17 protein-coding genes and 1 pseudogene are annotated in these 20059 nt (G+C 72.1%); 10 read left to right on the forward strand and 8 right to left on the reverse strand.

All coding sequences use genetic code 11. The annotated features are described in order from the left end of the window. The first annotated feature begins 6 nt into the window (after window positions 1-6). The gene (locus D9753_RS34575; RefSeq protein ID WP_121790590.1) at window positions 7-723 is read left to right on the forward strand and encodes a hypothetical protein; all 717 of its coding nucleotides are present in this window, start codon (window positions 7-9) and stop codon (window positions 721-723) included. 100 nt (window positions 724-823) lie between these two features. On the opposite strand, the gene D9753_RS34580 is transcribed toward D9753_RS34575, so the two are convergent. Genes D9753_RS34580 through D9753_RS34590 form a run of 3 tightly spaced genes read right to left on the reverse strand, consistent with a single transcriptional unit; the run spans window position 824 to window position 5983 of the window. Continuing rightward, window positions 824-3574 (reverse strand): bifunctional YncE family protein/alkaline phosphatase family protein, encoded by a 2751-nt coding sequence (locus D9753_RS34580; protein ID WP_121790591.1) that lies wholly within the window; start codon window positions 3572-3574, stop codon window positions 824-826. A 55-nt stretch (window positions 3575-3629) separates the two neighbouring features. Continuing rightward, window positions 3630-5024, reverse strand: a complete 1395-nt coding sequence (locus D9753_RS34585; protein ID WP_121790592.1) for an ABC transporter permease — start codon at window positions 5022-5024, stop codon at window positions 3630-3632. Beyond that, a complete protein-coding gene (locus tag D9753_RS34590) occupies window positions 5021-5983 on the reverse strand; it encodes an ABC transporter ATP-binding protein (protein WP_121790593.1) in 963 nt (320 codons plus the stop codon). The genes D9753_RS34585 and D9753_RS34590 overlap by 4 nt, the downstream gene beginning before the upstream one ends. A gap of 326 nt (window positions 5984-6309) precedes the next feature. On the opposite strand from D9753_RS34590, the gene D9753_RS34595 reads away from it, so the two are divergent. The 4 genes from D9753_RS34595 (at window position 6310) to D9753_RS34610 (ending at window position 9181) form a co-directional block, all read left to right on the forward strand. Beyond that, window positions 6310-7026, forward strand: coding sequence for a S1 family peptidase (locus tag D9753_RS34595; protein ID WP_240468369.1), 717 nt, complete (start codon window positions 6310-6312; stop codon window positions 7024-7026). A gap of 174 nt (window positions 7027-7200) precedes the next feature. Beyond that, entirely contained in the window at window positions 7201-7395 is a 195-nt protein-coding gene (locus D9753_RS34600; protein ID WP_121790595.1) for an antitoxin, read from the forward strand. A gap of 272 nt (window positions 7396-7667) precedes the next feature. Beyond that, the gene (locus tag D9753_RS34605) at window positions 7668-8534 is read left to right on the forward strand and encodes a sensor histidine kinase (RefSeq protein ID WP_240468370.1); all 867 of its coding nucleotides are present in this window, start codon (window positions 7668-7670) and stop codon (window positions 8532-8534) included. Continuing rightward, on the forward strand, window positions 8531-9181 hold the full coding sequence (locus D9753_RS34610) for a response regulator (protein WP_121790597.1): 651 nt from the start codon (window positions 8531-8533) through the stop codon (window positions 9179-9181). The genes D9753_RS34605 and D9753_RS34610 overlap by 4 nt, the downstream gene beginning before the upstream one ends. A 107-nt stretch (window positions 9182-9288) precedes the next feature. Here D9753_RS34610 and D9753_RS34615 read toward each other — a convergent pair whose 3' ends face one another. Beyond that, entirely contained in the window at window positions 9289-9687 is a 399-nt protein-coding gene (locus tag D9753_RS34615) for a winged helix-turn-helix transcriptional regulator (RefSeq protein WP_121790598.1), read from the reverse strand. A gap of 77 nt (window positions 9688-9764) precedes the next feature. Between D9753_RS34615 and D9753_RS34620 the strand changes: the two genes are divergently transcribed. Further along, complete coding sequence (locus D9753_RS34620; RefSeq protein WP_240468371.1) at window positions 9765-10709, forward strand: NADP-dependent oxidoreductase; 945 nt, start codon at window positions 9765-9767, stop codon at window positions 10707-10709. A gap of 685 nt (window positions 10710-11394) precedes the next feature. On the opposite strand, the gene D9753_RS34630 is transcribed toward D9753_RS34620, so the two are convergent. Then, window positions 11395-11814, reverse strand: coding sequence for a MarR family winged helix-turn-helix transcriptional regulator (locus D9753_RS34630; protein ID WP_121790599.1), 420 nt, complete (start codon window positions 11812-11814; stop codon window positions 11395-11397). Between the two features lie 198 nt (window positions 11815-12012). On the opposite strand from D9753_RS34630, the pseudogene D9753_RS38450 reads away from it, so the two are divergent. The 3 genes and pseudogenes from D9753_RS38450 to D9753_RS34640 form a co-directional block, all read left to right on the forward strand. Continuing rightward, a pseudogene (locus D9753_RS38450) lies at window positions 12013-12288 on the forward strand (alpha/beta fold hydrolase); the annotation flags it as partial. A gap of 16 nt (window positions 12289-12304) precedes the next feature. Continuing rightward, window positions 12305-12679 (forward strand): alpha/beta fold hydrolase, encoded by a 375-nt coding sequence (locus D9753_RS38455; RefSeq protein WP_338058017.1) that lies wholly within the window; start codon window positions 12305-12307, stop codon window positions 12677-12679. 244 nt (window positions 12680-12923) lie between these two features. Next, window positions 12924-13880 carry a hypothetical protein gene (locus tag D9753_RS34640; protein WP_121790600.1) on the forward strand — a complete coding sequence of 319 codons (957 nt, stop codon included), beginning with the start codon at window positions 12924-12926 and terminating at the stop codon, window positions 13878-13880. A 19-nt stretch (window positions 13881-13899) separates the two neighbouring features. Here D9753_RS34640 and D9753_RS34645 read toward each other — a convergent pair whose 3' ends face one another. Continuing rightward, window positions 13900-14709 carry an SGNH/GDSL hydrolase family protein gene (locus tag D9753_RS34645; protein WP_121790601.1) on the reverse strand — a complete coding sequence of 270 codons (810 nt, stop codon included), beginning with the start codon at window positions 14707-14709 and terminating at the stop codon, window positions 13900-13902. 350 nt (window positions 14710-15059) lie between these two features. On the opposite strand from D9753_RS34645, the gene D9753_RS34650 reads away from it, so the two are divergent. Then, window positions 15060-16232, forward strand: a complete 1173-nt coding sequence (locus D9753_RS34650; RefSeq protein ID WP_121790602.1) for a S1 family peptidase — start codon at window positions 15060-15062, stop codon at window positions 16230-16232. 381 nt (window positions 16233-16613) lie between these two features. On the opposite strand, the gene D9753_RS34655 is transcribed toward D9753_RS34650, so the two are convergent. Both D9753_RS34655 and D9753_RS34660 read right to left on the reverse strand, forming a co-directional pair. Further along, window positions 16614-18830, reverse strand: a complete 2217-nt coding sequence (locus tag D9753_RS34655) for a glycoside hydrolase family 9 protein (protein WP_394346821.1) — start codon at window positions 18828-18830, stop codon at window positions 16614-16616. Window positions 18831-19412: 582 nt separating this feature from the next. Next, window positions 19413-20024: a ScbR family autoregulator-binding transcription factor gene (locus D9753_RS34660; protein WP_121790604.1), complete on the reverse strand. Its 612-nt coding sequence runs from the start codon at window positions 20022-20024 to the stop codon at window positions 19413-19415. Window positions 20025-20059: the final 35 nt, after the last annotated feature.

A 20059-nucleotide genomic window follows, 5' to 3' on the forward strand; every position in this document is an offset into this window, starting at 1 on the left:
GGCGGTATGGCGCGTACGCGTGCGGATGCGAGCGTCAGGCATCCTCGACATGAGCGCAGGGGCGAGGCACGGCTGCCGGCCGTTGTGGCGACGCTCGCCGCCATCGCTCTGTACCTGGTCCTGCCGCAACGGCTGTTGGTCGCTCCCCGTTACGTGCTGCCCGCCCTGGAGTGTCTGCTGCTCATCCCGCTCATCGCGATCAACCCGAAGCGTCTGACCCGGCAGACCAAGGCCTTCCGGGTGTGCTCGCTGACGCTCGTGGCCGTCATCGCGGTCAGCAATCTCGTGGCACTGACCATCCTGATCCATGAGCTGGTGTACGCAGGGGTGAAGGACGGCCGCTCCCTGCTGGTGGCGGCGCTGCAGGTCTGGCTCACCAACATCATCGTCTTCGGTCTGGCCTACTGGGAACTGGACCGGGGCGGCCCTGTCAGCCGCACCCAGGCGCCCCGCTCCGCTCTGCCCCTGGCGGACTTCCGTTTCTCGCAGGACGAGAACGACGACGCCGTCCAGGAAGTCGCCGACGGCGCGAGCGGCGCGTCGGACTGGGTCCCCACTCTGGTGGACTACCTGTATGTGTCCGTCACCAACTCCACGGCCTTCAGTCCGACCGACACGATGCCGCTGTCGACCCGCGCGAAAGTCATGATGAGCGTGCAGAGCATCTCCGCCCTCATGACCTCACTCCTCGTGATCGCACGAGCCGTCAGCATCCTGCACTGACCGCCGTTCCCGGAGCGGCGATCCCGGCCCGTCACCTGCCCCGGCGCCTGTGGGAGCGGCGGGGCAGGCCCGGCCGGGGTCGTTGCCGGTGCGGTGTGTGTCAGTTGTCGGACTCCGGCGACGGGAGGTAGGCGCCGGGCACGTCGTCGGGGGTGTGGATCTTCTTCTCGCCGGGGTACGGGCGCGTCCAGTTGTGGGTCTGGTACCAGGTGAGGTGGTTCATCTGAGCCGGGTTGGCGTAGTCGGGGACGGCATGGGGGCCGGTCAGGTGCTGCTTGGACTTCCAGGCGTCCCACGCGGCGGCGAGGGACTTCTTGTCCGCCGGCGTCCTCGTCGCCGGTACGGCCGCTGCCTCGGGGTCCTGCGCGGCGGGCGTGTCCACGCCGCAGGACGGCGGGGTCTTCAGGCCGTCGGTCAGTGAGGTGCGGTTGGGCAGGGCGGTGAACGGCGTGTCGTCGGGGTGCCGGGTGAACGCGCCCCGCATGGGGGTGGCCGCGCTGTCCTTCTGGTTCATCGGGTGGATCCCGAGGATCTGCTCGATGGTGCGGACCATCGTGATCTGCGAGTAGTAGCGGCTGTCGACGGTGTGGTGCCGGGCCCACGGGCTGATGATCTGCACCGGGGCGCGGTGGCCGTCGACGTGGTCCAGGCCGGCCTGGGAGTCGTCCTCGACGACGAAGATCGCCGAGTCCTTCCAGTACTTGCTGTGCGAGATCCTGTCGATGATCTTGCCGGTGGCGAGGTCGTTGTCGGCGACCTGGGCGGCCGGACTCGCCGGGCCACCGGTGTGGTCGCTGGAGAGCCAGAACATGTTCAGGTTCGCCGGGCCGTTCTTCTCGAAGTCCTGCTTCCAGATCTCGTACCGGTACAGGTCCGGGACGCTGGTGTCGAACTTGGGGAAGCCGGGCACCGACACGCTGTTGAGCGACGGGATCGGCGAGGAGGAGTTCAGCGGGTAGGCGGTGGCCCGGCCGGTCGCGTCCATGTCCTTGGCGTCGCAGTACAGGTTCTGCCAGCTCGCGCCGGACGGCTTGGTCAGGAACTGCTGGAACTCGCCGAAGTCCCGCACGCTCTTGCCCGCCGCCTGCGCGCCCGTCCACAGAAAACCGGTCTTCTGGTGGCCGAGGGCGTCGTCCTCGGTGTCGTAGCTGCGCTTGTACTCGCCGGCCGAGGACTCGGTGTACTCGGGGTTGTCGGCCTGCATCAGCCAGTTGTGGCCCTCGGCGGAGTTGGTGCCGATGTCGTACGTGTTGTCGTACAGCCCGAACTGCTCGGCCAGCGCGTGCTGGTTCGGCGTCACGTTCTCGCCGAACTGCGTCAGCGACGGGTCGCCGTCGCCCTCGGGGATGTCACCGAGGACCTGGTCGTAGGTGCGGTTCTCCTTGACGATCAGGAAGACGTGCTTGATCGTCGACGGGTCGCCGATCCGCGCCGGCACCGGCTGCGGCCTGGCGCGGCGGTGGCCCTCGGCCAGCGGGACGGAGCCGGCGCTCCAGCCGTTCTGCCGGAAGACGTCGGCGGTCCGGGAGCGGATGACACGGTCGCTGGGCAGGGTGAACTGCGTCAGGCTGGAGGTCGTGTCGTGCGTGGCGTGGCCGGCGCTGTCGGGGCGGCGCGCGTCGATGCCGCGGGTGTGGGAGACGACGACCTTCTTGCCCACGGTGGCGATCTCGGCGGGGAAGTAGTCCGTCGGGAGCAGGCCGATGTAGCTGACCGGCTCCTGCGGGGAGGTGTAGCGGTAGACGGCGACGGCGTTGGCGCGGCCGAGCGTCACCAGCAGGTGGCCGTCGTCGGTGAGGGTCACGGCGTCGGGCTCGTAACCGACCGAGGCCTCCGGCCACGGCTGGGTGGAGATGGTCTGTACGACCTTGCCGTTGGCGGTGTCGATGACCGACACGTTGTTGTCGGCGGTGTTGGTGACGAACACCGCGCCGCGCCGGGCGTACACGGCGGTCGGGTGCAGGCCGACGTCGACGGTGGCGACGGCGGCGGACGGGTCGGCCAGGTCGATGACGCTGACCGTGCCGCTGGTGGTCGCGCCGGTCTCGGGGTCGGCCGGCACCTGGGTGCCGTAGGAGTTGAGCGTGGAGTCCCCGGCCTTCGCGGGCCGTCCGCCCTCGTTGCTGACGTAGAGCTTGTCGCCGACCCGGGCCATGCCGCGCGGGGCGTTGCCCACCGCCCAGCTCCGCTTGACGGCCCCGGTCGCCGCGTCGATCGCCACCACCCGGTTCTGGCCGTTGACCGCGGCGTACACGGTGGAGCCGTCGGCGGAGAACACCGCCGCGGCGACCAGGGCCTGCTTGCCGCCGTCGGCCGGGACCTTGACGGTCACCGGGTCGGCGAGGGTGCCGTCCGCGTTCACGGTGAACCTGGTGCAGCCGTCGGCCTGGCCCAGCCAGAGCTGCTTGCCGTCGGGTGAGTACGTCGGACCTTCCTGGCCGACGGAGCCGCTGCTGATGCGCAGGTCGTCTGCGGCACTGGTGCCCACACGCTGCTTGATCCGCCCGCTCGCGAGGTCCACGACGACCAGCGTGGCGTCGCCGTCGGTGACCGCGGCGGCGAGGTGGCTGCCGTCCGGGCTGACCGCCGACGACATGATCTTGCCGTCGTTGATGACGAGGCGGTCGCCGTAGGGGGCGATGTACTGGTCGGCGGAGACGACCTGGCCCCTGTCGGTGACCTGGCCGACCTGGTCGGTGCCGAACTGGCGGGTCTCGGCGACGGCGGTGCCGGTGGCCAGGGCGGCCGTGGTGATACATGCCGTGACCAGCGTGGCCCGGCGGCTGACACGTCTGCCCAGCAGGTCGTAGTGCGTCTTCTCGGCCTGCCGGCGGCGGCGTGCTATCTGCATGACGTCATTCCCTTCGGGAATTCGGGGAGTTGGGGGGTGGCCGGAGAGGAAGAGTTCAGGGAGCGGGGGAGTGCGGGGAGGTGGCGAGCAGGTCGACGTCGCCGTCGAACTGCCACAGCGGGTTCGGTGCGTCTCCCGTCGAAGTCCGCACCAGGAAGTAGCCGTTCACCTCCTTCGGCCCGTCGCCGTCGGCGACGAACCGCCCGTCCGCGGTGATGTCGAGCTGGTAGACGGCCGACCCGGTGGCCGCCACGCCCGGCAGATGCCAGGAGACGACGCACCGCCAGTCGTTGCCCGGGCCCCGGGCGCCGTCCTGGACACCGGCCTTCGCGCACGCCGCCGCGGTCCTCAACCGCGCCTCGGTGACAGCGGGCCGGTGGAGCTGTTCGGTCTGTATGCGGTACAGATGGGCGAACTCGGTGGCGAGCGACTGCTGCACCTTGGCCTGCTCGATCCCGGAGCCGGGGGCCGTGGTCGTCGCCGCCACGACCGCGACCGTCACGCCGAGCAGCCCCGCGAGCGGCAGGGCGGCCGTGGTGAACGCGCGGCGCGCCGAGCCGTCGTCGGTGGGGTTGGTGAAGTCGCGCCGTACGAAGAGGACATGGGCCAGCGCCGTCGCCGTCACGGCCCACAGGAGACTGACAGCGATGCCGATGAGGAGCGGGGTGAGCTGCGCCGGGCTGGTGAACAGGCCGTTCCAGGTCAGGAAGGCGTCGCCGGGCAGGGCGAGGCGTACGGCGACGGGGAGCGGCAGCATCTGGGCGAGCTGCATCGCCGGCGCGACGATCGCGGGCAGCAGCAGGCCCATCGGGGAGCGCCCGAGTGCCACCGAACCGAGGAGCCCGATTCCGGCGAGGGCCAGGGTCGGGGCGAGCACGCAGACCCAGGCGAGCAGGACCGTGCCGGCGGCGTCCCCGGGCGCGAGCAGATGGCCGTCGAGGCCGACCAGCGGCCGGTTGCCGACGGCCAGCAGGCCGCCGACCGTGCTGGAGACGGCCAGCCCGGCCACGAGGAGCAGGATGACGGTGAGGCCGGCCAGCACCTTCGCCACGAAGATCCGCCGGGGCGAGCGGACGGCGACGAGAAGGTGGCGCCAGGTGCCGAGCCGGTCCTCGCAGGCGAACACGTCGCCGGCGACGATGGCGGTGAGCAGCGGAAGCGCCCAGGCGCCGGCGAAACCGAGCGTCACCAGCGGCCCGGCCCACCCGGTGGCGTGCATCCAGCGGCCGAAGAGGGTGTCCGTGGGCAGCGTGCTCTGCGCGCTCACCCCGGCCACGAAGAGCGCCGGCGCGAGCCAGCAGGCGAGGAGCAGGAGGCGGATCCGCCATTGGGAGAGGAGCTTGACGACCTCGAAGCGATAGCTGCGGGCGGCTGTGACGCGGCCCGGTGCGGATGTGCGCACTCGGGCAGGGGGCACGGCGGTAGGGGTGGGGCTTGCGGTTGCGGTCATCGACCGGTCTCCTGCTGCTGGGCGTCGGTCTGCCGTTGCTCGGTCAGAGCCAGGAAGGCCGTCTCCAACGGGGAGACGAGAGGGGCGAGTTCGCGCAGCGCGATGCCCTCGCGGACGAGCCGCACCACCAGGTCGTCGAGGGCGGGCACCGACGCGCGCACCACGAGGACCTCCCCGCCCTGGCGTCCCGCGCTGTCCTCGGCCGGGCGGATTCCCGGCGCGTCGGCGGCCAGCCGGCGTGCGCGCGGCGGGTCGGACGTGATCAGCCGGTAGTCGAGTTCACGGTTCTCGGCGGCCAGCTCGCCCAGCGGCCCGGAGAAGACGGTCCGCCCGGTCGCGAGGATGGTGACCTCGGAACACAGGGCCTCCAGGTCGTCCATGCGGTGGCTGGAGAGCACGACGCTCGTTCCCTGCCGCGCGAGCCGGGTGAGAACGCCGTGGACGTGCTTCTTCCCGGCCGGGTCCAGGCCGTTGGAGGGTTCGTCCAGGACGAGCAGCCGCGGCTCGGTGAGCAGGGCCGCGGCGAGGCCGAGCCGTTGGCGCATGCCCAGGGAGAAGCCGCGGGTACGGTCGTCGGCGACGTCCGTGAGCCCCACCTGCCGGAGTGCGTCGTCGATCCCGGCCGACCGGGTGTCCTCGCCGCGCAGAGCGGCGAGCGCGGCGAGGTTCTGCCGGGCGGTGAGCGAGGGGTACAGCCCCGGCCCGTCCACGAACCCGGCGACACCGCCGGGCGCTTCGAACGCCCGGCCCACCGGCGTGCCGAGGATCTCCAGACTTCCGCTGTCGGCCACGGCCAGGCCGAGCAGGAGGCCGAGCAGCGTCGTCTTGCCGGCGCCGTTCGGACCGACCAGGCCGTGGAGCTGTCCCTGCGCCACATCCAGGTCGACGCCGTCGAGCGCGACGACATCACCGAAGCACTTGGTGATGCCGCGAGCCCGGATCGCGAGCGGTGAGCCCATGAGCCCCTTCTTTCGGAAGGCCTTCTGGACCCTAGGAAGCACACACGACTCTGACAGGGATCACCGGTTGAACGCTCAGCGAACGGAACCCCAAACGGGAGTCAACCGGCGTCCGCCGCGCCGACGGTGTCATGTTCCGGCAACCTGACGGGACGACAGGGCGGAGGGAACAGCTCTGGTCCCGCGGTGCACGGATCGTGCGGTGGCGGAACCGTTCGAAGGGGCCCTCGCTCTTGCCGGATGCGTACGACTGGCAAGCAGTGACGGGCGGGTGGGCCGCCCTCGTCTGCACCTACCGGGCCCGAGGAACAGACATGTTGAGCAAGATGCGTGTATACGGCGTGATATGCGCCCTCATCGCCTTCTTCCTGGCGACGGCAGGACCGGCCTCGGCCATCCAGGGAGGCACCGTCAGCAAGCACGGGCCCTGGGCGGTGCGGGTGTACATCGACGGTGAGCCGTCCTGCACGGGCACCGTAGTCGCCCCCGAGTGGGTGATCACCGCCGGTCACTGCGTCCGCTACGACAACTGGGACGTCACGTTCCGCGTAGGCAGTCTCGACCGACGGCACGGGAAGGTCGTGCGTCGCGTCGAGAACGGCACGGTGTTCGCCCCCGGAGCCGACGTGGCCCTCGTGCGGGTGCCCCGCCTGGACATCGAGCCCATCGAACGGGGAACCGGCACGAGCGTGAAGGTCGGTCGCAGCGTGCGGTCCTACGGCTGGGGGGCCACCTGCGCGCCGCCGAAGAACGAGGCCTCGTGCCAGTCGAACGTCCTCAAGCAGGCACAGGTGAGGATCGTCGCGCACGCGGACCGGCGGTGTGATCTGCTCGTGGGCACCGGGGACTTCTGCGCCCAGCGCGGCAGCGGTCTTCCGGCGGGCGGTGACTCGGGGGGCCCGGCGACGGTGTTCGACAAGACGGGCAAAGAGGTGCTCGTGGGCGTCCTGTCCGCATCGGACAGGACGGACGTCGCGTCCTTCGCAGACGCCACGCGCCTGCGTTCGTGGATCAAGTGGGTCATCCGCGGCGGGGGCCACTAGGCCGGTTCGTCCGGATCACCCCCTGGACCGGATGAAGTTGAGGGCGATGCGATGCCCCAGTCGTTCGGAGCTTGTCGGCACTGAGTGGTTCGGGCGGACAAAGGTGGTGAGAGGCGGGACACTGCGGGTACCCGTCGCCTTGGCACAACGCACGCAAGCTCTCAGGAGGTACCCATGGGCAAGCTGGGCGACATGGCGAACAAGGCCAAGGAGATGGCGAAGAGCCACCCGGACCAGGCCGACAAGGGCGTCACGGGCGCTGAGCGCATGGTCGACGAGGGTACGGGCAACAAGTACGACGCCCAGACCGACAAGGCTGCCGACGCGGTGCGCCGTTCCTACGAAGGCGGCGGGACGACGGAGCGGTAGTCCCGAGCTGATCGTTCGACCCGGGTCCCCGGCGCCACGCGCCGGGGACCCGCTCTGTCCACGACCTACCGCACGCCATCGCCCGGTCGAGTCGCGGGACGAGCGGAGCGGCGCCGGTTGAGCGCGGCCCCGGCGGCGAGCAGGACGAGCACGGCTACCGCGGGGCCGCCCAGCGTGAGGACGCGCTGAAGGGAGGCCGCGGCGGTGTATCCCGTACCCGCTTCCGCGGTGGCCCACAGGCAGGCGGCGGCGATGCCGTAGGGGGCGATGCGGTGGTAGGGCCCTGTTGCGCCACCGGCGCGCTGGCCGCCAACGTGCTGGGCTGTCCGGCGACCCGGCTGTGGGTCGAACAGCGGTACGTGTCCGCGCTGTTCGTGTGGCTCTTCGCCGTCGTCGTCGGCCTCTGGCTGGGTAACCGCCGGCGTCTGGTCCAGGCTCTGGCCTCCGATGTGGAGCACATGCGCGTCGAGGCCCACCTGCGCGAAGAGGCCGCCCGCATCGTGGAGCGGTCCCGCATCGCCGCGGAGATGCATGACGTCCTCGCCCACCGGCTCAGTCTCATCGCTCTGCACACCGGTGTGCTGGCCACCAGAAGCGCCACGGTGCCCGCCCCGGTCGCCGAACGGCTGGGCCTACTGCGCACCGCGTCCACCGAGGCCCTCACCGACCTCCGCGACGTCCTTGGCGCGCTGAGGGAGCCTGACGCCCCACCGGCATCCGCCGCGCCCACCCCGGTCGTGCGGGATGTGGAGGAGTTGGTCGACGAGGCCCGTGCCGCCGGCCAACGCGTCACGATGACGACCGAGGGGCGGCCGGACCAGGCCCCCACCACGCACCGGCTGGCGACGTACCGCATCGTCCAGGAGGCACTGACCAACGCCCGCAAACATGCCGGGGGAGCGCCGGTGACCGTACGCGTCGATTACCGGCCGCCGGCCACACTGGTCGAGGCCGTCAACACCGCCGGCACCCCTCGGACCGTCCCCGTCGATTCCGGCTACGGCCTCATCGGCCTGCGCGAACGCGTCACCGCGCTCGGCGGCCACCTCCACGCCGGACCCGCCGGCGCGGGCTCCTGGCGCCTGGCTGCCCGCATCCCCCATCCCGCCGGCACCCCGCAGAACGGCACTCGCACATGATCCGCGCCATGATCGTCGACGATGATGCCCTGGTCCGCCTCGGCCTGGCCGACCTGCTCGAAGGCGACCCGGGCATCGACGTGGCCGCCCAGGCCGCCGACGGCCTCCAGGCCGTCGAACAGGCCACCGCCCACCGCATCGACGTCGCCCTTGTCGACGTGCGCATGCCCCGCATGGACGGCATCACCGCCACCACCCGGCTACGCGCCCTGCCCCACCCACCGAAGGTGATCACGCTGACCACCTTCGACCTCGACGAGTACGTCTACAACGCCCTCGCCGCCGGAGCCGACGGCTTCCTCCTCAAGGACACCGACCCGGCCGAGATCCTGCGCGCCGTCCACCTCGTGGCCGCCGGCTCGGCGATGCTCCACCCCACCGCGGCACGCCGCCTCATCGACCGCTACCACGCGACCGGCCAACCCCGGGCCACCACGGCCCGGGCCCACCTGGACCGCCTCACCCAGCGCGAACGCGACGTGCTCACCCTGCTCGCCCGCGGCGACACGAACGCGGAGATCGCCGGCCGGCTCGGCATGCGGGAGAGCACCGTCAAGGCACACGTCAGCCGCATCCTGACCGCGCTGGAAGTCAGCAACCGAGTGCAGGCGGCGCTCCTGGCACGCGATGCGGGACCAACCGTCTGACCGGGCCGGGTGAAGCCTCGGCCACTGCGCCGAACACGGGAAGCCGTACGCCACCCTGCGTCCGCCTGACACCGTGCGGCCCGTATCACCGGGCGGTCACCGGGCGGTCAGCCCGGGGCGTCGTAGGCGGTGCGGGCGGCGCGGACCTCGTCCATGTGCTCCTCCGCCCAGTCTTTGATCGCACGCATGAGGGGCAGCAGCGAGCGGCCGAGCGGCGTCAGGGCGTATTCGACGCGGACCGGGACGGCAGGAGTCACGGTCCGCGACACCAACCCGTCGCGTTCCAGGTGACGCAGAGTCTGCGTGAGCATTTTCTGGCTCACGCTCGCCAGCCGGCGTTGCAGTCCGGTGTACCGCTGTGGCCCGTCGGCGAGCGCGTTGACGGCCAGGCTGACCCACTTGTCGGAGATGCGGTCCAGCAGTTGCCGGGCGGGGCATTCGGCGAGGTAGGCGTCGTAGACGATGCTCGCCTCGGCCCGGCGCTGTGCGGCCGTACGGGTGGGCATGGCTCTCCTTCCGGTGCCGAACGCACCACGAAGTGCGTACTTCCCGAGGGAGAGTAGCGCTTCCTACGGTGTGCGACATGATCGCTGGAGAGAAGATGCGGGCGGTGGTCGCCCGCGGTTATGGCGGACCCGAGGTGCTCGAGTCGGTGACGGTTGCGCTGCCGGAGCCCGGCCCCGGGCAGGTGCGGATCCGCGTCGAGGCCGCGACCGTCAACCCGGTGGACCTGGTCACCCGTTCCGGCACGCTCGTCGAAGCCGGACTGATGGCCGCCCGCGAGTACACAGGCATCGGATGGGACGTCGCGGGCGTCGTCGACCGGGTCGGTGCGGGCGTGACGGCGTTCGCGCCGGGGCAGCGGGTGATCGGGCTGCGTGACCTGCTCGACGTCTCGCTGGGCGCCTACGCCGAATACCTCGTCCTGGACGCCACAGCGGTAGCGCCCGCACCGCCCGGCGCCTCCGCCGCAGCCGCGGCGACACTGCCGTTGAACGGACTTACCGCCCTTCAGTCCCTCGACCTGCTCGACCTCGCTGCGGGCGACACCGTGCTGGTGACCGGCGCCACCGGAGCGGTCGGCGGCTTCGCCGTCGAACTGGCGGCACGGCGCGGTCTGCGCGTCGTCGCCCAGGCCGGCGCCGCCGACGAGGAACTAGCCCGAAGCCTCGGCGCCGAATGGGTCGTCGGCCGTGACGCATCCGACCTCGCGGCCGATGTCCGCCGTCTGGTACCGGGCGGCGTCGACGGCGCGCTCGACACGGCGGGACTGGGAATCCGAGCCCTGGCCGCTGTCCGCAGCGCAGGCGCCTACGCCACGGTGGTCGGCGGTTCGGCGCCGCTCCCGTTGCGCGGCATCCGGGTCCACCAGCAGTGGATCAGCGCCGACGGGGTCGCCCTGGCCGAGCTGGCCGCCATGGATCTGACTCTGCGGGTCGCCGAGACCCTCCCACTCGAGCGCGCCGCGGAGGCGCACGACCGGCTAGCGGCGGGCGGGATACGCGGTCGACTGGTGCTGGTTCCCTGATTCGACCCGGCCGCGGCGAACCGCGCCCGCACCGGCCCCACCGCGGCCGAGGGCCCTGCTCGGCCCGCTCGACCCAACTGCAGGCCGTCGAGCCGCTTCGGGTCCGGGCCCCGGTCGGGGAGCGGCCCGGCGAGCCTCGATGAGGTCGGCCAGGTCCGCTCCGTCGCCCTACCGACGCCAGCGGCCCCGCACGCGCCGAACCGGGAACAGACCGTACGCGGGACCGGCGCAACCCGCGCCGACGTGGAGCAGCCGCACGCCCGTACGGGCCTCGGGTCGGCAAGCCCGCCCCGGCGGAGCGGCTCCTCCACGACCCACTTGTGCCCCGCTGCCCCGAACCCCGTGCCGCCCCCAGGCCCCGCAGACCCCACCACCGATCGGCGATGCGCAGACCGTACGCGGCACTGGGGGCCCGGGTGATGGGGGAGTGGTGGGGCCGGCGCTCACCCGGCAGCACGCGTCCGCCCAGTGCCGACGTTCCCCGCACCGTCGAGTCGTACGCGGCGCCCGACGCGATGCGGGAACGAGGCGCCAGGCCCAACCGGGAAAGTTCGAGCCGCCGCGGCCGGCTCAGCTCAGCGTCGACAACCAGGTGTTCGCGCCGAGCTGGAGCGGTCTCGGTGATCCCGCCCCTGGTGACGGTGCGCTATCGCCGTTCCGACGGACGCCGACGCCGGCCCGGGTTCTAGCCCTCCCCAGCCGCGAGTGCCTGCTCCAGCAGCGCGCCGAGCTGGTCGAGCTGGGCCTCGGTGAGGGGTGCGAGTGAGCGCTCCACCTCGGCGGCGACCCGGCGCTCGCCCTCCCGCCGTACCTCTTCGCCGTGCGGGGTGAGGGCGTGCCGGACCGCCCGGCCGGGGCCCGGGACGCGTTCGATGAGGCCCCGGGCCGCCATCCGGGCGGCGAGGGTGCCGAAGGCCTGGTCGGTCTGGAAGGTGAGCTGGGCCAGGTCGTGCAGCGAGGCGTCCGGGTGTGCGTGCAGATGGCGGAGGGTGTCCCACTGCGCGAGGGAGACGCCGAGCGGGGCGAGGGCGGTGGTCAGCGCGCGGTGGTGGCGGTTCTGGAGGCGCTTCACGGCGAGCGCGACCTGCTGCGGGGTCCGGGTCACGGCATTCAGGCTAGCGCAAACCCAGCATGTTGATCTAAGGTTGCTTATATAAGCGAGTTGATGAGCGAGCCGAGACGTGGCCGCACCTGCCCCCGGGAGACCCCATGAACGCCACCGCCCCCCGTCCCGTTCACCGTCGAGGAGACCGGCTCCGGCCGTCCCGTCCTGCTGCTGCACGGCGGCGCCGGGCCCGCCTCCATGCGGCCGTTCGCCGCGCTGCTGGCCGAGCGCCACGCCGCCCGGGTGCTGCTCCCCACCCATCCCGGCTTCGACGGCACTCCGCGCCCCACCGCCCTGGACGGCATCCGCGCGCTGGCCGCCGCGTACACCGCGCTGCTGGCCGAGCGCGGGCTGACCGGCGTCACCGTGGTGGGCAACTCGATCGGCGGCTGGATCGCCGCCGAGATGGGCCTGCTGGACGAGGGGCGGATCGCCGCCTCCGTCATCCTCAACGGCGTCGGGATCACCGTGCCCGGCCACCCGCTCGCCGATTTCTTCGCGCTCCGCCCGGACGAGGTGGCCGCGCTCTCCTTCCACGACCCGGCCCGCTCCCCCGCTCGCCGCCGCCGACCGGCTCACCGAGGCCCAGCGCGCCACGATGGCCGCCAACCGGGAGACGCTGTCGGCGTACGCGGGCCGGGAGATGGCCGACCCGACGCTGGCCGGGCGGCTGGCGGCGACCCGCGTGCCCACCCTGGTGGCGTGGGGCACCGCCGACCGGATCGCCCCGCTGGGCTACGGCGAGGCGTACGCCGCCGCCGTACCCGGCGCCGTCTTCCGACCGCTGGCCGGCACCGGACACCTCCCGCAACTGGAGACGCCGGAGACGGTGCTCGCAGCCGTCGCGGAGTTCACCACGACCTGATCGAGGATGTCGAGGGCCGTGTCGGGCCGGCAGCGAGTGCGGGGCGGTACCTGCCGGCGCGGCTCGCCGATCCCCTGCTGCCGGGTTGGCCCCGGCCCCGGACGGGACCTCCTGGCTCGCCGTCCCGTCGGGGAGCGGCTTCCTCAAGACGGGTGGTGGTACGCGTACGGACTCGACGGTCGGTGACAGATAACGATCTCGGCGCGCACCTTGCGTAATCCCCATGCCCCTCTAGCCTCCGACCATGGCTTTTCTATCGCGTCGCCGCCGAGGTGCACGCCTGGCGCCGGAACTCGGCGACCAGGACCTGGGCATGCTGCTGAAGTCCCTGCTGGCGACCACGAGGACCGGAACATTCGCGACGACGGACCTGTGCGCCGCGCAACTGTCCCGGCTGCTGGGCCAGGAGCCGGGCGACTGGGACCGTCGGACGCACCGCCTTGGCGTGCTGGCCGGGTTCCTCGCCGGATCGCATCTGGCGCGGTCCTGGGCCACGCGCGAGCCGCGTGACGCGAACGCACTCGTCCTGCACGCCTGGACCGAGGTCGCCCACGCCCGCAGGCAAGGGGGCCTGCAGGACGCGGCCGGCACCGTGGAAAGCTGTCTGCGGGCCGCCGAACTCGCCCCGGAGGATCCCACCCCCTGGGTCGCTCTCCTGGCGGTGGCACGCGTGGAACGCTGGGCGCAGCCCCGGGTGTTCGGGGTGTGGAACGAGGTGCTCGCGCGTGACCGCTGGAACCGTGATGCCTATCTGGGCATGCTGGGCTATCTGAGCCCTGAGGAGGCCGGATCGCGCATCCAGGTCCTGGAGTTCGTGGACACCCTGCGGGCCCGCATGCCCGCGAACGCCCCCTGCGCGGCGACGGAACTCACCGCTCAGGTCCAGCAGTACCACGCCGTGCTCGAGCGGGGCGGGTTCGAGGCGCTGGTGGCGCGCAACCACTGGTCCCAGGCGATGGCGGCCCAGGCCCTCGACCGTGTCGCCCTCACCTGGGTACGGCCGGGGTTCCTGCACCATGCCGCGGCCCTGGCCGATCTCAACACCCTCGCCTACGCGTTGCTGGCCGCCGACCGGCGGGTGGAGGCCCGTGCGGTCTTCGACGCGCTCGACGGCACCGTGACCGCCTGGCCCTGGCAGGCCGGCGGCGACCCGGTCCAGGAGTTCGAGCAGGCCCGGCGCAGAGCGACGGCCGGTATGTGACCGGCACGCGCGCCCCGTTTCAGAGCGCGTCGGTGAGCAGGGGGAGATAGCCGAGGGAGTGCCCGGTCGCCGTCGGGTGGTAGGACTCGCCGAGATCCAGCCAGTCGGCGCTGTGCAGCCAGGGCTCGGGCGAGCAGATCTCGTGCCCGCCGAACGCGCTCCGCACATCGACGAAGGTGAAACCGTGGGCGGCGGCGCGCGCGGCGAGCACCTCGTCGAGGTGGTCCGAGGCGTCGTTGAGCGCGGAACGCTCGATATCCCGCAGGCCGCCCGAACAGCCGCCGTGCAACTGATACAGGCGCGGATAGCCGAGCACCACGACACGCGCGGCGGGCGCTTTGCCGCGGATGGCCGAGTAGAGGCGGTCGAGGTCGCCCGGCAGCGTCCCGTCCGTGGCCGAGCGGGCCTTGGCCACAGCGGACAGACACGTGCCGCTGCCGCCCAGTACGCAGGCCGCCATCACCTTGGTGAATCCCGCGTCCCGGCCGCCTGCCGTGATGGTGACCAGGCCGGTGCGCGGGCCGAGCGGGCCGAGCTGGTTCTTGAGCACGTCGCCGGTCTTGGCGCCGTCGCAGGCGGCGAAGCTGAACGACGAGACCGAGTGGGCCGCGGCCCACAGGGCGGGGAAGGACAGGCTGCTGCGCAGGCAGCGCGGAGTGGCGGTGAGGTAGCTGCCGGCTCCGACCCCCGCCGAGTAGGAGTCGCCGAGGGCCACGTAGCCCGCGGCCGCGATGCCGGGTGCCGCCGCGGTGGCCGCGGGACCGGCGAGGGTGCAGGCGGCCGCGAGGAGGAGGGAGGCCGCCCAGGGGGCTATTCGGGACTTTCTCATGACTCTCCTCTATCCCGGCCCGGCCGGCTCCGCCCGCCCTGTACCTCCGTGCGACCCGACCGGGTTGACGGATGCCGCCGCCCATGGCTCGGGCGGCGACACCCCCGTGACGCCGGGCAAGCGGGCGGGAGGCGGACACGTGGTGAGGTGCCGGCCACCCGGCGGACTTCACCCGATGAGCCGTCACCCGGTCGGCGGTGCAGCGGCCGCCGCTTACATCGTCGAAGCGAACCCGGTATTGGCATGGACCTGACGTGCGGACGGGGCTAGGCTCTGCCCGCCACGCATGAGAGCGCTCTCAGACATCGACGGTTCCACCCCCACCCCTGGAACGACGAAGGGCAACCCCCATGAGACGCACCAGACTCGCGCATGCCGCACTGGCCGCACTCCTCGTCCTCGGCGGACTGAGCGCGGCCGGTACCTTCCCCGCTTCGGCGACCGGCTCCACCACCGAACCCGCCACCTCCGCACGATCCGCCGAGCCCGCCGCCGACGGCATCGTCACCGCCATGCAGCGGGACCTCGGCCTGACCCGTACCCAGGCGGTGGCCCGGCTGGCGGCGGAGAAGGCCGCCGCGACCCTCGCCCCCGAGGCACGCCGCACGGCGGGCGCCGCTTACGCGGGCTCCTGGTTCGACGCCCCGAGCGGGCGTCTGACCGTGGCGCTCACCCAGGAAGCCCCGGCCGCCGCACGCCGGGCGATCGAGCGATCCGGGGCCGCCGTCCGCACCGCCGAGCACAGCGCCCGGCAACTGGACGCGGCCAAGGCGCGCATCGACCGGCTGACCGCACCCCCGGGGGTCGGCGGCTGGCATGTCGATCCGAAGGCCGGCACGGTCGTCGTCGAGGTCGTACGCGGCAAGCGGGCCGACAACGATGTCCAGCGCTTCCTGTCCCTGGCCCGCCGGACCGGACCCGTCACCGTGGAGGCCTCCGCCGCCCCGAGAACCCTTGCCGCCGGCACCGTGGGCGGCGACCCGTACTACACCGGCAACGTCCGCTGCTCCATCGGCTTCTCGGTGTACGGCGGCTTCGTCACGGCCGGGCACTGCGGGCAGCCCGGCGCCGGGGTCAGCGGCTGGGACCACTCCTACATCGGCACCTTCCAGGGCTCCTCGTTCCCGGACAACGACTACGCCTGGGTCAGCGTGGGCAGCGGCTGGTGGACGGTGCCGGTGGTGCTCGGCTGGGGAACGGTGTCCGACCAGCTCGTACGCGGCTCCGCCGTGGCGCCCGTCGGCTCCTCGGTCTGCCGTTCGGGTTCCACCTCGCACTGGCACTGCGGCACGGTTCTGGCGCTGGACGAGACCGTCAACTACAGCCAGGGCGCGGTGCACCAGTTGACCAAGACCAACGCCTGCGCCGAACCCGGTGACTCGGGCGGCTCCTTCATCACCGGGGACCAGGCACAGGGCGTCACCTCCGGCGGCTGGGGCAACTGCTCCAGCGGCGGCGAGACCTGGTTCCAGCCGATCAACGAGATCCTGGGCCGGTACGGTCTGACCCTGCACACCTACTGACCGCACGCGGCAGCCCAGGGGGTTCCGCGCGCCCGGCGCGGACCCCCCACCCATGGCCCCCGGGCCCCCGGTGCCCGGGCCGGCAGGACCGTCCTCGTGCCGACACCAGCACGCAACGGACCCCCATCCACCATGCGCGGCACCTGCACCGACTCGGCGCGGCCGACGGCGCCGCCCCCGACCCGGCGGTGGGGCAGGGGCGGGCGTGGTGTGCGTCGAGCACCGCCTGGTCGTAGGTGCCGTGGTTGAAACGGATGCCGCAGCCGGTGGCGGGACGGAAGCGCAGGCCGCGGCGTGACCGACGCGACCGAAGCGGTGAACCGGTCCCCGAGTCGGTGCGGGCCGAGCGGTGGTCGACCCGCACCGGTCGGTTCGGGGAGGTTAGCTGTCTCCCTGGTCCGCGACGAAGGCCGCCATCCAGGCGAGTGCCGCGTTCCAGTTGATGGCCGTCTCGTTCGTGGACCAGGACTGGATGTCGTCGATGTAGCAGAACTGCCCTACGCAGCCCTGCAGCTTCCCCTGGGCATAGGGGTCTTGGATGCTGGAGTTCGCGCCTCCCGCGAGCGTCCCCTTCGGCGGGTTCGGGAGAGCCTGGTCCAGCTCGTGGGCGTACCAGCGGCTGTGCTCGTTGTGCGAGGCGACCTCGCCGTAACCGGTCACGTACGACTGGTTGAGCGCGTTGCGGCCCAGGATGTAGTCCATGCTCTGCACCGCGCCGTCACGGTAGGCGGTGCGCCCCGTGATGTCGTACGCTTCGGCGATCACCAGCGCGTTGTTGAGGATCTGGCTGTTGGAACCCCAGTCGTACGAGTTGCCGGCGGGCGCGTACGGCAGGCCGTAGGGGTGCGCGTCGAGGGTCGCCAGGTAGGTGTCGGCGGCCTTGACCACGGACCGGCGCACCCGGTCGCGGCCGGGCAGCCGGTTGGGGACGGTCGCGAGGTCGAGCCGGCCCAACGCGGCCGTCCGGCCCCAGTCGAAGCCGGTGGCGCCGAAGACGTCCGCGGTGTGCAGCGGGGAGGCCAGGAGGTAGTCGGCGAACTGCTTCCCGCCGGTCGTGAGGTACAGCTCGGCGGCCGCCCAGTAGAACTCGTCCTTCGCGTCACTGTCGGAGTAGGCGCCGCCGCCGATCCCGTCGCTCTCGGACGGGTACATCTCGGGGTGGGCCTCCGCGGCGGCCCAGGCCGACTCGGCGGCCTTGAGCGCCCGGGACGCGAACGCGCGGTCGTAGGGGCGGTACAGCCGTGCGGCCTGTGCGGCCGTGGCGGCCAGGTTGAGGGTCGCCTGGGTGGACGGCGGGTGCAGCTCCCGCTGCTGCGGGTCGTCGCTGGGCAGCAGCGGCAGCCCGGTCCAGTTCACGTCGTGGATCTTGTGGTGGGCCATGCCCGCGAGCGGCTCGCCCTGCGGCACCTGCATCTTGAGCAGGAACTCCAGCTCCCAGCGCGCCTCGTCCAGGATGTCCGGGACCTTGTTGCCGCTCTCCGGAATGGCCAGCGTGCCGTCGCCGAGCTTCGCCGGCTGCCCGGTGCGGGCCCACCGCGAGCGCTCGTACTCGTTCAGCAACTGCCAGGTGGCGACACCGCCGTTGACGACGTACTTGCCGTGGTCGCCTGCGTCGTACCAGCCGCCGCTGACGTCGAGCCGGTAGTCGCACACGCCCGGCTGGCACGGCACATCGACGTCGCCCTTGTTCGGGGCGGTGCCGACGTGGCCCGCGGGCCGCGCGTACCCCGGGCGCAGCGCATCGCTGATCTCGATGCCGCTGCGCTGGGTGTAGTAGTACTTCAGCGCGTCGGCCCGCAACTGCCCGTACGGGACCGGGCTGATGTCGAACGGACGGCTGGTCTCGCCGTCGGCGACCAGCGTGAAGCCCCTTCCCCGCTTGCGGTAGGAGCTGAAATCGATCGACTGGACGTGCTGGCCGGAGGAGGCGTCCTCCCCGCGCGGCACCGTGCGCCCGTGGGCGACGGTCGTCCCCGCGGCGTCCTTCAACTGCCAGGGCAGCCGCTCGGTGGCGGTGGTGACCAGAGTCGCGTTCTTGGGGCCCGCAGGCAGGTAGGCGACCTGGTTGACGCGCATCCGCGGGCCGGTGTCCGGTTCGTACACCTCGGGCGGTACGCCGCCGACCAGCGACACGTCATCCATGCAGAAACGCCAGGGATCGGCACTCCCGCCGACCTGGAACCCGACCTGGCCCTGCACGGTGTCGACGGGCGAAGTGAAGGTGTACGAATAGGTGTTGCCCGAGACGCTCACCTGCGGGCTCACCTCGTAGTAGGTGTCGTACGGCGACACCGACAGGCCGACGATCACCCGCGGGACGTGCCCCTCCGGTGAACCAGAGGCCTTGAAGCTGAGCCTGTACGAATCTCCTTTCACGAGGGCGATGTCGTTCTGCCCGACAGCCGCGTCCCAGCGGTTGGTCGTGCCACCGGGCACGTTCGCGCACAGCATCCCGTCGGACAGCTCCCCGGTGACGTTGGTGGTCGTCCACCACGGGTCCATGCCCGTGGCGAACGACCCGTTCCTGACCTGTTCGACCTCGTCCGCGGTGGCCTTGCCCACCGGTACGGCGGTCAGCGTGGCCGCGGCGAGAGCCATCACGGCCAGTGCGGACAGTCGGCGTCTGATCACGTCTGGAGCTCCTCGCGGAATGGCGGACGAGCAGGCGGTGAATCCGTGTCCGGCCTGAGCGGAACGCCTCACCATGAGAATGGGAGCGCTCCCAATCGGCCGGCCGGAGGCCAGTGTTGTGGCCTGTGCGCACGCTGTCAACGAGTACGGCGGTAACGGCGGCTACGTGCTCGGGCCCGCGTCCGTGCGTACGGGAGCCGCCCGGCGGACCGGACCGGAAGGCGATGGAGGGGATGCGGACGGCTTGCGGGTCGGGTCGGCCGACGGACGCGGCGCCGACGCGCATCCAGTGACGGCAGAGCCGGTTGTCTCCCGGTGAAGCCCTGTTCTCGACGGGAAGATAGCTGCCGCTGTGCGAGAGGAGGGACAGCGAGGAGGTTGGGTCTGCCGGTGGCGGAGGCGGGCTCCGAGCGGATCGCGGTGGGCCCGTTCAGGGGGCCTCCCGGCATCGGTCGGTGGCTCCGTCGAGGTGGTCGATGACCCGCGGGAGCTGGGCAACGTCCTGCACCGGATCCGGCCTGCTGGGCCGGGGGCCGGGGTCGCCGGGCGTCACCGATCCGTCGGCAGGTCGTCGCACACCGGCTGCGGCCGGAGGGATGGCAGGGTCAGTTGCCACCAGTCGGTCAGACGGCTGGTGACGACGGCCGTACCTTCGAGCGCCTCGGTGAGGGCGCAGAGGCCGAAGAACGCACGCACCAGGGTCCGGGCTGTTCGGGCGGGGCGTACATGCGCGTACAGATGGCCGGCGAGCCGGGCCTGCGCGAGCAGTCGCGTGGCGGCGGCGGTCCACAGCGCGAAGGGGTCGGGAAGGGGAGCGTTGATGGTGGCGCGCTCGGCCCACAGGCGCGCGCCGGCACGCGTCACAGGATCCTCGGCGAGGGCATGGGCGATGTCGTAGCTGAGGGCGATGAGCCGCTCGACCGGGGGAACCGCCTCGTCCGCGTAGCGTGCGGCGAGCTGTGACCAGGTGGCGAACCGGTCCTGGACGACGGCGACGGCGATGCCCTCCTTGCCGGCGTAGTGGAAATAGACGGCGCCGCTGGTCCGGCCGGACCGGGCGCTCATGTCGTTGACGCTGGTGGCCGCGTAACCCTGTTCGGCGAAGAGCTGGGCCGCCGCTTCCAGCAGTGATCTGCGGGTTGCCTTCGCCCGTTCCTGCAACGTCCCGTCCGCCCTCGCTCGGTTCTTCCGCCGGC

Origin of the sequence: Streptomyces dangxiongensis (genome assembly GCF_003675325.1) — a bacterium.
In the GTDB taxonomy this organism is placed as follows: domain Bacteria; phylum Actinomycetota; class Actinomycetes; order Streptomycetales; family Streptomycetaceae; genus Streptomyces; species Streptomyces dangxiongensis.

Coding starts and splice junctions, on each gene's coding strand:
- D9753_RS34575 (WP_121790590.1), top strand. CDS start 7: ATGGCGCGTACGCGTGCGGATGCGAGCGTCAGGCATCCTCGACATGAG.
- D9753_RS34580 (WP_121790591.1), bottom strand. CDS start 3,574: ATGCAGATAGCACGCCGCCGCCGGCAGGCCGAGAAGACGCACTACGAC.
- D9753_RS34585 (WP_121790592.1), bottom strand. CDS start 5,024: ATGACCGCAACCGCAAGCCCCACCCCTACCGCCGTGCCCCCTGCCCGA.
- D9753_RS34590 (WP_121790593.1), bottom strand. CDS start 5,983: ATGGGCTCACCGCTCGCGATCCGGGCTCGCGGCATCACCAAGTGCTTC.
- D9753_RS34595 (WP_240468369.1), top strand. CDS start 6,310: ATGCGTGTATACGGCGTGATATGCGCCCTCATCGCCTTCTTCCTGGCG.
- D9753_RS34600 (WP_121790595.1), top strand. CDS start 7,201: ATGGGCAAGCTGGGCGACATGGCGAACAAGGCCAAGGAGATGGCGAAG.
- D9753_RS34610 (WP_121790597.1), top strand. CDS start 8,531: ATGATCCGCGCCATGATCGTCGACGATGATGCCCTGGTCCGCCTCGGC.
- D9753_RS34615 (WP_121790598.1), bottom strand. CDS start 9,687: ATGCCCACCCGTACGGCCGCACAGCGCCGGGCCGAGGCGAGCATCGTC.
- D9753_RS34620 (WP_240468371.1), top strand. CDS start 9,765: ATGATCGCTGGAGAGAAGATGCGGGCGGTGGTCGCCCGCGGTTATGGC.
- D9753_RS34640 (WP_121790600.1), top strand. CDS start 12,924: ATGGCTTTTCTATCGCGTCGCCGCCGAGGTGCACGCCTGGCGCCGGAA.
- D9753_RS34645 (WP_121790601.1), bottom strand. CDS start 14,709: ATGAGAAAGTCCCGAATAGCCCCCTGGGCGGCCTCCCTCCTCCTCGCG.
- D9753_RS34650 (WP_121790602.1), top strand. CDS start 15,060: ATGAGACGCACCAGACTCGCGCATGCCGCACTGGCCGCACTCCTCGTC.
- D9753_RS34655 (WP_394346821.1), bottom strand. CDS start 18,830: ATGGCTCTCGCCGCGGCCACGCTGACCGCCGTACCGGTGGGCAAGGCC.